Origin of the sequence: Shewanella sp. A32 (assembly GCF_029167175.1) — a bacterium.
Classification (GTDB): domain Bacteria; phylum Pseudomonadota; class Gammaproteobacteria; order Enterobacterales; family Shewanellaceae; genus Shewanella; species Shewanella yunxiaonensis.
Window position 1 is genome coordinate 70,114 of the sequence record NZ_JARFTS010000012.1, and the last position, 13,873, is coordinate 83,986.

At 49.5% G+C, this 13,873-nt stretch carries 11 protein-coding genes; 7 read left to right on the forward strand and 4 right to left on the reverse strand.

The window, feature by feature from the left end:
- Positions 1 to 63 precede the first annotated feature (63 nt).
- From PY479_RS10690 to PY479_RS10705, 4 genes are all read left to right on the forward strand, one after another.
- Positions 64 to 900, forward strand: a complete 837-nt coding sequence (locus PY479_RS10690; RefSeq protein WP_212596489.1) for a MaoC/PaaZ C-terminal domain-containing protein — start codon at positions 64 to 66, stop codon at positions 898 to 900.
- 141 nt (positions 901 to 1,041) lie between these two features.
- A complete protein-coding gene (locus PY479_RS10695) occupies positions 1,042 to 2,748 on the forward strand; it encodes a formate--tetrahydrofolate ligase (RefSeq protein WP_275483753.1) in 1,707 nt (568 codons plus the stop codon).
- A gap of 221 nt (positions 2,749 to 2,969) precedes the next feature.
- A complete protein-coding gene (locus tag PY479_RS10700) occupies positions 2,970 to 4,112 on the forward strand; it encodes an efflux RND transporter periplasmic adaptor subunit (RefSeq protein WP_275483755.1) in 1,143 nt (380 codons plus the stop codon).
- Between the two features lie 2 nt (positions 4,113 to 4,114).
- On the forward strand, positions 4,115 to 7,243 hold the full coding sequence (locus PY479_RS10705) for an efflux RND transporter permease subunit (RefSeq protein WP_275483756.1): 3,129 nt from the start codon (positions 4,115 to 4,117) through the stop codon (positions 7,241 to 7,243).
- Between the two features lie 66 nt (positions 7,244 to 7,309).
- Here the strand turns inward: PY479_RS10705 and PY479_RS10710 are convergent, their stop codons facing one another.
- Positions 7,310 to 8,905: a mechanosensitive ion channel domain-containing protein gene (locus tag PY479_RS10710; RefSeq protein WP_275483757.1), complete on the reverse strand. Its 1,596-nt coding sequence runs from the start codon at positions 8,903 to 8,905 to the stop codon at positions 7,310 to 7,312.
- 164 nt (positions 8,906 to 9,069) lie between these two features.
- Between PY479_RS10710 and PY479_RS10715 the strand changes: the two genes are divergently transcribed.
- Positions 9,070 to 9,396, forward strand: a complete 327-nt coding sequence (locus PY479_RS10715) for a hypothetical protein (RefSeq protein WP_275483758.1) — start codon at positions 9,070 to 9,072, stop codon at positions 9,394 to 9,396.
- On the opposite strand, the gene PY479_RS10720 is transcribed toward PY479_RS10715, so the two are convergent.
- Entirely contained in the window at positions 9,397 to 9,522 is a 126-nt protein-coding gene (locus PY479_RS10720) for a hypothetical protein (protein ID WP_267459536.1), read from the reverse strand.
- A gap of 283 nt (positions 9,523 to 9,805) precedes the next feature.
- On the opposite strand from PY479_RS10720, the gene PY479_RS10725 reads away from it, so the two are divergent.
- Both PY479_RS10725 and rraB read left to right on the forward strand, forming a co-directional pair.
- Positions 9,806 to 10,549 carry a 1-acylglycerol-3-phosphate O-acyltransferase gene (locus PY479_RS10725; RefSeq protein ID WP_275483759.1) on the forward strand — a complete coding sequence of 248 codons (744 nt, stop codon included), beginning with the start codon at positions 9,806 to 9,808 and terminating at the stop codon, positions 10,547 to 10,549.
- 30 nt (positions 10,550 to 10,579) lie between these two features.
- Positions 10,580 to 10,990, forward strand: a complete 411-nt coding sequence (gene rraB / locus PY479_RS10730; protein WP_212595306.1) for a ribonuclease E inhibitor RraB — start codon at positions 10,580 to 10,582, stop codon at positions 10,988 to 10,990.
- 65 nt (positions 10,991 to 11,055) lie between these two features.
- Here rraB and degS read toward each other — a convergent pair whose 3' ends face one another.
- Positions 11,056 to 12,132 (reverse strand): outer membrane-stress sensor serine endopeptidase DegS, encoded by a 1,077-nt coding sequence (degS, locus tag PY479_RS10735; protein ID WP_212596490.1) that lies wholly within the window; start codon positions 12,130 to 12,132, stop codon positions 11,056 to 11,058.
- A 159-nt stretch (positions 12,133 to 12,291) separates the two neighbouring features.
- The gene (locus PY479_RS10740) at positions 12,292 to 13,650 is read right to left on the reverse strand and encodes a DegQ family serine endoprotease (RefSeq protein WP_275483760.1); all 1,359 of its coding nucleotides are present in this window, start codon (positions 13,648 to 13,650) and stop codon (positions 12,292 to 12,294) included.
- Positions 13,651 to 13,873: the final 223 nt, after the last annotated feature.

Here is a 13,873-nt window from a genome sequence, read left to right on the forward strand (position 1 = left end):
CTCATCTGTGTGAAATAGGAGTGGTAGACGTTGGTGATGGAATCCTGTTTGGAATTGCGGGCAATGCCCTCGTTGTTTTCCTTATATCGCAAGATTTTCTTTGGGCGCAAGCCAGGCTGGGATCAGCAGCCTTTGCCACATCTTCAGGTGAGTGCCCGTCAAGTACAGTTATCTGCGGTTAAAGTAGCAGAGTATGCTGACGTGTGCGGCTATGCGTTTGATGGACAATTCCTGCCTCCCACCTATCTGTATGTCGCGGCGTTTCGATTGCATGCCACTATCTTTACTCATGACGCGATTACCTTCCCGTTATTAGGGCTGATCCATTTACGCAACCAGATCCGTTGCTATCGGGCCGTTGCAGTAGATGAGTGTCTGGATATTGATTGTTCTGTTGGTGCTAGTCGTGAAACTGATTCTGGACTGGAGTTTGAATTAGTCTCCAAGATATACAACGGTGAAGCGTTGGTGTGGGAAGCGTCTTCTGTTTACCTGTACCGCATGGACAAGCCAGGCCGCCGGGCTCGGCCACCCAAGGGTTCCGATATGGATTGGCAACAACCGGTGTTCTGGGAACTGGGTGAAGATCTTGGCCGTCGTTACGCCAGAGCTTCCGGTGATTACAATCTCATTCATCTACACCCATTGTTATCAAAGCGCTTTGGTTTTGACCGAGTGTTAGCACATGGTATGTGGTCGAAAGCGCGCTGTGTCGCTGAGCTAATGCCACAAATCCGTGACCGTCCCGTCGCCATTGATGTGGAATTTAAGTTGCCATTGTTTATGCCTGCACGGGTAAGTTTTAATGCGGAAACTTCCGAGACGGGCATTCGCTTCGAATTACGTGATCAAAAAGGGCGTCGGCCCCATCTGATTGGTCAGGTAACCTTTTTGGACTAAGGCAGTTGCCAGTAAAGACCGCTGTTTTTTGATATGGATTGTGTAATTTTCTTCTGAAACTGTATATCACTTTTACCGGAGCACGGATTGCTCTAGTATGCGCGCTCATAATAAAACCCGCCAAAGAGCAGGAACCCCTACATGTTGTCTGATATTGAAATTTCCCGTCAAAGTCACAGACGCCCCATCGGCGAAGTGGCCCAGTCGTTAGGGCTGACCTCGCAGGAATATCATACGCTCGGTGATGCCAAGGCCAAGGTGCAGCTCAACGTATTACCGCGGCTGGCCAATAAGCCCAGCGGCAAATTTATCGTGGTCACAGCCATCAACCCCACACCTTATGGTGAAGGTAAAACGGTTACCAGTATCGGGTTAACGCAGGCGCTGCATGCGCTCAATAAAAAAGTCTGTGTCTGTTTACGTCAGCCGAGCATGGGGCCGGTATTTGGGGTGAAAGGCGGTGCTGCCGGCGGTGGTTACGCCCAAGTGGTGCCGATGGAGGAGTTAAATCTACACCTGACGGGCGATATTCATGCCGTGAGTAGCGCGCATAATCTCGCGGCGGCAGCGCTGGATGCGCGTCTGCATCACGAGACCCGCCTCGGCGCAGAGGAGTTTCAACGTCAGAGTGGGTTGTCGCCGTTGCATATCGATCCCGAACGGTTGTTGTGGCCGCGGGTGACGGATCATAACGATCGCGCATTAAGGCAGATTGAAGTGGGACTGGGGCGTAATAATGGTCCTCAGCACTCCGCCAGTTTTGCAATTACTGCGGCATCTGAATTGATGGCAGTATTGGCGCTGAGTTGTGATCTCAAAGATATGCGTCAGCGTATCGGACGGTTACTGCTGGCCTACGATAAATCTGGTGCCCCCATCACTGCCGAGATGTTAGGCGTCGCTGGCGCTATGACGGCGGTAATGCGTCAGGCGATTGAGCCGACATTAATGCAAACACTTAATGGCGCACCTTGCCTGATCCATGCAGGACCTTTTGCCAACATTGCCCATGGCAATTCCTCTATTATTGCCGATGAAGTTGCACTGAAACTCGCTGATTATGTGGTGACCGAAGGCGGTTTCGGTTCAGATATGGGCTTTGAAAAATTCTGTAATATCAAGGTGAGAGCCTCTGGACATCAACCGGATTGTGCGGTGCTGGTGGTCACCTTGAAAGCGTTAAAAAGTCATGCAGAGGTACATCAGCAGGATATCAATGCGGCAGACTTAACGGCATTGCAGCAGGGATTTGCCAATCTGGCATGGCATCTAGCCAATATTCGTCGTTATGGTGTGCCAGTGGTCGTGGCGATCAATCGTTTTCCTCAGGATTGCGAGCAAGAGTTAGCCTGGCTGCAACAGGCTGCAATTACTGCGGGGGCGAGTGACTGTGTTGTCAGCGAAGCCTTTGCTAAAGGCGCGGCGGGTGCGACCGCGCTGGCTGAAGCGGTATTGACTGCGCTGCAGCAACCCGCGCAATTCCACTATCTGTACGACCCTGATGCTGGATTAGAGCAGAGTCTGGCGACGCTCACGGAGCTGGGCTATGGCGCCGCAGGGTTTTCGCTGTCAGCGAAAGCACAACAGCAATTGCAGGAAATCAAACAGCTTGGTGCCGGCTCGTTACCTGTGTGTATGGCGAAAACGCCGATGTCTATCAGTCATGATGCCAAGCTTAAAGGGGTTCCCCGCGGTTTTACGGTGCCGATAAACGAACTCAAGTTAAATGCGGGCGCCGGATTTGTCACCGCGTTAGCGGGTAATGTGATGACCATGCCGGGACTCGGACTGAATCCGGGATACCTGCATATTGATGTGGATGACGACGGTAATATCTGCGGTTTATAGAGCAGTTGCGAAGATTATCATTTATTTAATGATTATCTATTAAATTTCAATAATTAACATGTTTTACAGCGTCTAATTTCGCTTTGTTATTATGAATGTGTTAACACTTTGAAATAATTATTATCGCAGATTTACCGATTTTCCCCTGTTTGAGACTTGGCGATAAATCACTCTTGCTTTATCGTGCAGTCTGTTTAAGTCGTCTGATAAGAACCCACCCCATGATAAAAACAATAATTATGTCTCTCGGCGTCCTTACAACTGCCGGTTTGCTGACCGCCTGTCAGGAACAACAAAAAGCTACCGAAACCGAAGCGACGGTTGGCGTAGTTAAAGTGATTCAGCAATCTTTTCCGCTAACGATTACTTTGCAAGGCCGAACCGTGGCCTCGCTGAGCGCAGAAGTGCGTCCTCAGGTAGGCGGGATTATTCAGCAACGCCAGTTTACTGAAGGCGCTAAAGTCAATGCCGGCGATGTGTTGTATCAGATAGACGCTGCGACTTACGAAGCCGCATATGATAAAGCTGACGCTAATCTGCGTACGGCAATGGCAACGCTGGAAGCTGCCAGATTGAAAGACACTCGCTACCAAGCATTATTGAAAGAAAAAAGCGTTTCACATCAGGATGCTGAAGATGCACATGCAGCCTTTATGGAAGCCGATGCCAGCGTAGCCGGGTATCGGGCGGCACTGAAAAGTGCCCGCATTGACCTAGAACGAACCAAAATCACCGCACCGATCAGTGGTTATATCGGCATTTCTAACGTTACTCCCGGCGCACTGGTGAGTGCCGCTCAAAGTACAGCTTTAACCACTATCAATACTTTAGATCCTATCTATGTCGATCTGAATGAATCCAGCAAGGATATGTTGCAGCTGCGCAAAATTCTGTCACGGGCTGGCGTGGAAAAGGGCAATGCAGAGGTCAGTCTGATCCTGGAAGATGGCAGTGAATATGCTGATAAAGGTAAGCTGAAGATGCGTGAAGTGTCGGTCGATCGGTCCACTGGTTCGGTTGTCTTGCGGGCTGAGTTCGCCAATCCGGAGGATGTGCTGCTCCCTGGCATGTTTGTGAGAGCTAAGTTGCAAGTGGCTGTTGATAAACAAGGGATTAAGGTGCCGCAGCGCGGTATCGCGCGCGACAATCAGGGACAGGCATATGCATTAGTAGTGGGCAAAGATGGCAAATTAGCTAAAAAGCTCGTCACCACGGAGCAGGCCATTGGCGATCAATGGGTAATTACTTCAGGGCTGGAAGCGGGTGATTTGCTGGTCGTTGAAGGGTCAAATAAAGTCCAACTGGGACAATCGGTAAAAGCAGAAACCGTGACATTAGAAACCGGTAGCCAGGAAGGACATTAATTATGTTGGCTCGTTTTTTTATTGACCGTCCGGTCTTTGCCTGGGTTATTGCCATTATTATTATGCTGACGGGGGTATTTTCAATTGTATCCCTGCCGGTGGCGCAATATCCCGATGTCGCGCCCCCCACCATCAATATCGCTGCAAATTATACCGGTGCCGATCCACAAACCGTCGAAAACAGCGTGACGCAAGTGTTGGAGCAGCAGCTCACTGGTCTCGATGGCTTACTGTATTTTTCCTCTACCTCAAGTACCGGTCAGAGCAGAATTTCTGTGGTTTTTGAGCAGGGAACTGATCCAGATACGGCTCAGGTTCAGGTTCAGAACAAAGTGCAGCAAGTGACGTCGCGATTGCCCACCGCGGTGCAGTCACAAGGGGTCAATGTGACCAAATCACAAAGCGACTTCCTGCTGGTTTTCTCGATGTTTGATACCACGGATAAAGCCAGTTCATATGATGTGGCGGACTTTATCGTATCGAACATGCAAGACCCTATCGCACGTTTGCCTGGTGTTGGCGATACTCGGGTGTTTGGTGGCCAACATGCTATGCGGATCTGGTTGGATCCCACCAAGTTGGCCGCGTATGACCTAATCCCTTCGGATATTGTTTCAGCATTAAAAGTCCAGAACGCGCAGGTGGCTGCCGGGGGCATTGGTCAGTTGCCGTCTCTCGCCGATCAGGAACTGAATGCGACGGTCACGGCGCAGTCAATGATGCAGACTCCGGAACAGTTTGAAAATATCATTGTTAAGCACAGTGATAGTGGCGCGGATGTTAAGCTCAAAGATGTCGCTCGAGTAGAATTGGGTAGTGAAAATTACAGTAGCCAACCTCGGGTCAATGGACACCCGGCTTCCGGTATGGCGATTATGCTGGCGCCCGGTGCCAACGCGTTGACCACTGCTGAATTAGTTAAAAAGACCATCGCCAATTTCAATAAGGAATTGCCGGAAGGCTACCAAATCGCTTTCCCCCGTGACAGTACGGATTTTATTCGTGTCTCCATTGAAGAAGTGGTGAAAACGCTGTTTGAAGCCGTGCTATTGGTCGTGGTGGTGATGTGGATATTCCTGCAGAACTGGCGCGCCACATTGATCCCGGCAATTGCCGTACCTGTAGTATTGCTGGGTACCTTTGGCGTATTGGAAGCTTTTGGCTTTACCATTAACACTCTGACCATGTTTGGCATGGTGTTATCCATTGGTCTGCTGGTGGATGACGCAATTGTGGTGGTGGAAAACGTTGAACGTCTGATGCGTGAAGAGAAGCTATCGCCGCGGGCTGCTACCATAAAATCCATGAAAGAGATTAGCTCGGCGCTGATCGGTATCGCAGTGGTGCTATCTGCAGTGTTCCTGCCGATGGCCTTTTTTAGCGGTTCCACCGGGGTAATCTACCGTCAGTTCTCTGTGACGATTGTGTCTTCCATGTTGTTGTCTGTAATCGTGGCCTTGACCCTTAGTCCGACTTTGTGTGCCAGCTTGTTGCAGCCCATTGATCATGAGAAGCCTTCTCGGGGATTGTTTATATGGTTTAACCGCACTTTTGATCGCTTCAGCGAACGCTACGGTCATCAGGTCGCAAGTGTGCTGCGTCGTCCAATACGCTGGATGATGGTGTACCTGTTAATCATTGCCGGTTTGGCGGCAATGATGACCCACTTGCCCAAAGGTTTTCTACCCAATGAAGACCAGGGCATTTTGATGGTGCAGTATAACTTGCCGACTGGTGCGTCTGTGAAACGTGCGCGAGAGGTTGCGAAACAGATCCAACATTATTTTCTGACTGAAGAAAAAGCCAATCTAAAAACCATTTTTACCATCTCTGGCTTTAGTTTTAGCGGTTCCGGTCAGAATGCCGGGATGGCATTCCTCGCGTTTAAGAACTGGGACGAGCGTCCTGGTGAGCAAAATAGTGCGCAGGCTATCGCCGCTCGTGCCAACCGTTATTTTACGACGATCCGCGATGCCCGCGTATTTGCGATGGCACCACCACCCGTGCGCGGTTTAGGACGTAGTAGCGGTTTCTCCTATGAGTTACTCGCTAATGTGGGCGTTGAACGTTCACAGTTAACCGAATACTCCAAAACATTATTAGCTGCTGCGCGTAAAGATCCGTTTTTGACCTCGTTACGTGAGGGCACACTCAGTGACACCCCGGAGCTCAAAGTACATATTGATACCGCTAAAGCGGCAGCGTTGGGTCTGAGCTTGTCGGACGTTAACAGCACCCTCAGTACGGCGTGGGCAGGCAGCTATGTCAATGATTTCATTGATAATAACCGTGTTAAGAAGGTCTATGTTCAAGGCGATGCTAACTATCGCTCGCAGCCGGATGACCTGAGATTCTGGTTCGTCAGAGGCAGTGACAGTCAGGGCGACGTGTCGATGACACCATTCTCGTCATTCAGTGATGTTGTCTGGGGCTCCGGGCCGCAAAGTCTGACTCGGTTTAACGGCAACGCTTCTATTGAAATTCAGGGTGCTGCTAACGGCGTCAGTTCCGGCGATGCCATGGATGAAATTGTCAAACTGGCGAAGCAGGTGTTACCCGAAGGGGCAACGTCTTACGCCTGGAGTGGTTTGTCCTACCAGGAGCAGATCGCCGGCAGCCAGTCTACCTTGCTGTACAGTATTTCCATTCTGGTGGTGTTCTTATGTCTGGCAGCCTTGTATGAGAGCTGGACCGTGCCGATGTCGGTGATTATGGTGATCCCTCTCGGGGTGATCGGTGCGGCGGCGGCGGCCATGTTGCGTGGGTTGGAAAATGACATTTTCTTCCAGGTGGCGTTGTTGACCACCATTGGGCTGTCATCCAAAAATGCCATTTTGATTGTTGAATTCGCGGAAGTTGCCTATGAACGCGGTAAATCAGCATTTGATGCCGCATTGGAAGGGGCTAAATTGCGCTTACGACCGATTCTGATGACCTCATTGGCCTTTATTTTCGGTACGTTGCCGTTGGCGATTTCAACAGGTGCCGGAGCTGCAAGCCGTATGTCGATAGGTACCGGGATTGTCGGCGGTACCATTACCGCAACGGTTTTGGCGATTTTCTTGGTGCCGTTGTTCTTTATCCTGGTACGCAAAGTATTCCCGGCGCGGCGACCCGTGCATGACGACTAAGGCGTTCTGAATGCAATGGTATCCGCATAAAAAAGTGACAGCATGATGCTGTCACTTTTTTTATGGTTAGCCGCGATAAAAATGCACATCCCGTTGTGGGAATGGGATGCTGATCCCTTCCTGATCGAAACGCATTTTCACGGCGCGGGTGATATCCCAATAAACTTCCCAGTAATCATCCGGAGCCACCCAAGGCCGTACGATAAAATCGACAGAAGACTCGTTCAGCAGATGTAATCTGACATTGGATTCTGGGAAAGTCAGTACTTTGGGATGATTTTTGACAATCTGCTTCAGCACGTTTTCTGCCTGTTCTATATCGTCGCTGTAGCTGATGCCAAAGGTCATGTCGATGCGGCGATACTGCTCGGCGGTGATATTGTTGATGGTATCGCCCCAGATTTTGTTGTTAGGCACGATCAGCCGCTGATTATCGAGCGTTTTAATGGTGGTGGATACCAAGCTCATATGGCTGACTCTGCCAGTGACTCCGGCGGCGACGATCAAATCGCCGACGTCGAAAGGACGATAGATGAGGATCATCATCCCCGAGGCAAAATTCGATAATGTATCCTGCAATGCAAACCCGATAATCACCCCGGCAATACCAAAGCCCGCCAACAATGGGCCAAGTTCAAAACCTAACTGTGACAAGGCGATCAGCAGTCCAAGTGTCATCACCACCTTACCGGATAACCCGGTAAAGAAGTCTTGCAGTAACATGCTGAAGTTTAGTTTGGAAGTGCCGACCGCTTTGCGTACCAAGCGTTCGGCTAATCGTGCCAATAAGTGGGCGCAGAAAAGAATTAAAAGGAAAATTAGCAGCTTAAATGCAATTTCTGGGCCGCCATCGATAAGTTTGGATTCTGCGGTTTCCAACCAGTGTTGAAACAGATTGGAAATAAAGCCGACGTTGAGTACATCCTGAGTGATGTTGCCTGAAACAGAGAATAGGGTTTGTTTTAGTTCTGCAGTATCGGCATCGAGTTCGTCTAGCATGGCGATATCGCTTCTGAGCCCGTCACTGTTGTTATTCAGCCGTTCCTTGAGCTGGGCCAATGCGGCCTTCTGCTCATTACTGGCATCGGCGCCGGCAACACTGATTTCGTTATTTTGTTGCGTGATCTGCTGTTGGTTGTAGCTGATGAGGCTTTGTAGGCGCTGCGCACGCTTTAGCAGCTGTTGCTTAAGTTGTTCCCGAGACTTGCTGGTATCGGCGCCAAGGCTTTGTTCCCATTGCAACAGTTCCAGCTGATCGCGGAATATTGCATCCTTTTCAAGTCCCCGGCGGCTTATTGCTAACATCAGCTTGGCATCATTGCCCTGACCAAGTTGTTGCGCTAACGCCGCAAGCTCTTTGTCAAAATAACGGTCAAACGCTTGTAACTGCTTTTGTTGTTGATCAATCAGCGGCAACAGCTGTGCTGTGGAGGCATTATCCTCATCCATCAGTGACTTAAGTTCATCTCGCAAGGCTTGTGTTTGCTGTTTGATGTGATATTCGGTGACCGCTTTCAATTCACCTTTTGCCTGTTGCAACTCCTGGATACTTTGGCTTAAACCCTGTTGCAGCTGCTGTAGCGTCTGGAGTTCATGCGCCTCCTCGCTCAATGCTGGCACTGCCACCATCAGTGCAGCAGCTAGAATGAATTGTCTTAACATGGGCTCTCCACTTGCATTTTATGACGTTCGTTTGATGCAGCATAAAGCAGGATGAAGGCAGACGTAAGGAAATTGTATGTTAAATCAGTGGGGTGACAAAGTTGATGGTGTGGCTGTGCTTCTTTGTTAGAATAAGCGCCCCTTGGTAAAAGAAAAGGTAAGTCGTGATCTGTTCACATTGCGGGAAGAGTATTCTTCTCGACCATATCACACAGCGCGGTAACGGCCTTAGCGCCGAAATCCAGTGTCCACATTGTCAGGTATGGCTCGGTCGTACCCCATGGGTGCTGAAGCTAAAAATGCTGAGTTTTTATCTGCTGCTGATCTCCGGTGTTGTCGTTTGGTGGTGGCCCCAGACCCGGCATCTGGGTATTCCAGTGGTCATTCTGGCCATGATTACCTTGTTAGTGTCTCACCTAATGGATCAACTGAAAGTAACCGAGATGCCACCGAAGCCTGATGATAGTGAACAACGACATAAATATCGCTGATCAGTTAACAACTCGTTCCTGTGATTCGAGAGAATGTTCCACGTAATAAATACCGCCAAATACCACGCCGAAAAACAGAATGGCAAACAGGATAATTCCTAGGTTATTACGGATAAATGCCAGCATAATCAAGTCCTCTGATACAGTCATTAAACCCGGAAAAAGTCTATCGATGACGGCTTAAGTTGAACTTAAGCCTATCTGAAGTTGCATAGGGTGAGTGTACTTCAGCGCTTAAGCCATGGCGTGACTCTTCAGGCTGCTGTCCACCTTACGCTGCATTCAATGCGGGTTCCAATATTTATTTTAGTATTTCATAAATTAGGCCCCAAAGAGCTGGTTTGAACCGCGCGTTGAGAGTTCTCGGCTTGATGGTATACTGGCGCCCCTTCCTGTGAGGAGCGAGATAGTGCTGTTAATCTTCAGAAGCTTGCTGTTGGTGTTACTGCTGGTATTGCTGTTCTGTTTTAGTGTTGTGCTATGTGTATTGCGCCCCTTACACCGGGACAATGTCTATGTATTAGCACGCTGTTTCGCCGCAGTCACTCCGTTGCTGGGCATTCGGCTTGTCATCAGACACGTTGAACGTAACCAGTTTCAGCCCTGTATCTTTCTGGCGAATCATCAGAATAGCTATGATCTGTTTACTCTGGCGAATGTCGTTCCCAAAGGAACTGTATCGCTGGGTAAGAAGAGCCTGCTGTGGATCCCCTTATTTGGCATTATCTATTGGTTGTCAGGTAACTTACTGATCGATCGTAAGAATCGCTCAAGGGCAATGGCAACCTTGAAAAAAGCAGCCCATAAGATTAAGCAGAAAAAGCTCTCACTGTGGGTGTTCCCGGAAGGGACTCGCAGTCGTGGTCGTGGGTTATTGCCGTTTAAGATGGGGGCGTTTCATACCGCAGTGGCAACCGGAGTTCCAATTGTGCCAATCATCGCATCAAGTCAGAACCATATTCGTCTTGGTCAACGTAATAACGGTGTGGTGATTATCGAACTGCTGGAACCGATTGGTACCGAGGGGATCGGCTCCGGGCAGATCCGCGAATTTGCGGCTGACGTGCATCAGCGCATGGCGAGTAAACTGGCGCAATTAAATGCAGAAGCAGCACAAATGATGGCTGCTGATCTTAATCATCCTGAAGTATAATCAGCGGCATTGCGCCAACTGGAGATAATTATGAGTATTCAACAACAACTGCAAGCCCAGAAGCAGGAAAACCGCGATATTGTAGAGTCGTTGCTGGATGACGGTTCTGACGCTGATGCCGAGTACACCATTGAGCATCATTTCTCTTCCAGTGATTTTGATCGTCTGGAAAAGGCTGCGGTAGATGCGTTTAAATTAGGTTTTGAAGTCAACGATGCTGAAGAAGTTGAGTTAGACGATGGTGATGTGCTGTTTTGCTTTGATGCAATTGCCTACCATTCTCTTGATGTCGCGCTGCTGGATCAGGCTTGTGAACAACTGTTGGCATTGGCGGCCAAGCACAAGGTTGATTATGACGGTTGGGGCACCTATTTCATGGGTGACGAAGAGCTAGAAGACGACGAAGCTGATGATGAAGAACCGCAGGATTGGCGTCACTAAGCTGTTAGGGTCATTCAAATAAAAACACCGGGCATTGCCCGGTGTTTTTATTTGACGATCGCCGCTCAGTTATCTCGGGAAGTCTTTTCACCCATGATAACGGGGATGTCCATGGTTTTGCCGTCGCGGATAATCTGCACATCTACTTTGGTCCCCGGTTTGGTTTCGGCAATGCGATCCATCATCATTTCAACACCGGTGACATCTTCATTCTGATACTTGATGATGACATCACGTGGTTTCAGACCTGCTTTCGCTGCCGGACCGCCAGCATCCAGATTGGTCACGAAGATCCCTTTAAGATCGGGCAGATTTAGGATCTGAGCGATAACTTGATTGACGGGTTCACCGGAAATACCCAGTGCGCCTCGGATTACCCGGCCGTCTTTGATCAATTTGCCCATCACTTTATAGGCCAGCTCAATAGGAATGGCGAAGTTAATGCCATGACCTGCTTTGTCATCGTTGGTGAGTTGATAGGCCGCAGTATTAATACCGATCAGACTGCCGGTGGTGTCTATCAAGGCACCGCCCGAGTTACCGGCGTTAATGGCCGCGTCTGTCTGCAGAAAATCGAGATAACGGCTGCTTAAACCACTGCGGCCCGTCGCACTGATGATCCCTTGCGTAATAGTCTGCCCGAGGTTATAGGGGTTACCGATAGCGAGCACCACGTCACCGACTCTGGGGGAATGCTTGAGGTTGATCGGCACCACGGGCAGATTTTCTCCCTCAATTTTGAGTACTGCGAGGTCGGTTTCTGGGTCCATACCGACAACATCAGCACTGAATTTGCGGCCATCTTGTACGGCAACCACAATTTCATCGGCTTTGTTAATCACATGGTAGTTGGTGATGATGTAGCCTTCTTTGCTCATTATCACCCCTGAGCCTAATCCCTGTAGCTTGCTGGAATTTAACGGCTGATCTTGGTTAACGCTGAGGCTGTAAATGTTAACTACTGCTGGGGCGGCTTTGCGCACTGCCGAAGCAAAGGATAATTCACTACTGCCGTTACCAAACTGCAGTAATCCGCCATTCTGATTACCGGTAAAGTGAGTAAACAGGATAAACACAGCAGCCATTACCAGGCCGAACGCGACGGCTTTAGCTAGGTAAATCAGTGATGATTTAAACATTATTGTTGGCGGTCCGTGTTGGCGTTAAATGGAAAAATTTCGAGCCAGATTAACATGTTTTGTAAAGTATCGCTCACATAATAGTGTCAGACGCAGTAAAGCTGTGGACCGGATAAAAAAATGGAGTCGCAAGCGCGACTCCATCATTTATCCAGCGATCACTTAACCACGCAGCACCAAGTATAGCAAGCTGTTACCACGACGGATCTTCAGTGCAACGCCGCCATTATTCTGATCTTTCAGCGCTTCTTTTAGCTGCTTCAGATTATCGATACGTGTGCGGTTTACGCCGATGATGACATCATCTTTCTGTAGTCCACTCATCGCGGCCGGCGAGCCTTGGGCAATCGCGGTAATGGCCACCCCCTTATCGCCATTTTCAAGGGTTGCGCCTTCCAACATCGGATGCACATCGCCAGCGGAGGCTTCTTTCATTTCGCTGGCATCACCCAGCGTTACCTTAACTGTCTTGGTGTCACCATCGCGGATGATACCAAGTTGCACCTGAGTACCCGCGCCCATGGTGCCAATCTTGGCTCGCAGTTCCTGGAAGGTCTTCACTGGACGACCGTCAAGGCTGACTATCACGTCACCGGCTTTGATACCGGCTTTAGCTGCCGGGCTATCGGCGACAACTTCGTTAACAAAGCCACCATGTTGTGACTTCAGACCAAAGCCTTCGGCTAATTTACTATCCAGATCACGACCCATGACCCCGAGAACCCCACGGCGTACCTCACCATGTTCGATAATCTGATTCACTAGGTTGTGTACCATGTTTGCTGGAATCGCAAACCCAATTCCGACGTTGCCGCCATTCGGTCCCACAATCGCGGTGTTAATCCCAATCAGCTCACCCTTAAGGTTTACCAATGCGCCGCCAGAGTTACCGCTGTTGATCGCCGCATCGGTCTGGATGAAGTTTTCCAGCATTTCGATCCCCAGACCGCTGCGGCCAAGGGCACTGACGATACCGGAGGTTACGGTTTGTCCCAGACCAAAGGGGTTGCCAATAGCTACCGCAAAGTCACCAACACGCAGCGCATCTGAATCAGCAGTTTTGATGGCGGTCAGGTCATCTGCTTTAATCTGCAATAACGCTACATCTGATTCTTTATCAGTGCCCAGCAGTTTGGCGGTGAATTCACGACCGTCATGCAGCCCGACCTTGATTTCATCAGCACCATCAACCACATGGTTGTTGGTCACAATATAACCTTTGTCTGCGTCAATGATCACTCCGGAACCCAGACCGCGGAAGGGCTGTTCCTGAACTTGTTCCTGTGGTGCATTAGGACCGAAGAAATAGCGGAAAATATCCGGTACTCGTTGGCGCGATACATGGGTGCCGGAAACTGCAACTGATACGACTGCGGGAGTGACTTTCTCCAGCATCGGGGCCAGGCTCGGCACATTCTGACCATCAACCGCCTGAGGGATTGATGCCTGAGAGACTACAGGTGTTAGCATCAGGCTTGCCCCCAACAGGGCGGCGGAAATCAGTGATAATTTGGTTTTCATCTATTTATTGCTCCTCATCCGGAATCAGTCAGATGTTTTGCTCTGCCATATGGCGGCGAATTCGTTAAAAAAGCTCAGTGAGCTATCTGTACTTAATCCGACTGACTGCTGTTTTGAAAAGTTCGAGTCATTAACAAAGATTAATTATATCAAGGCGATTTTTATTGGGGGTTTTCATAAAAAAATTCATTAAAACAATAGACTAAACCCATGATGTCAGAGG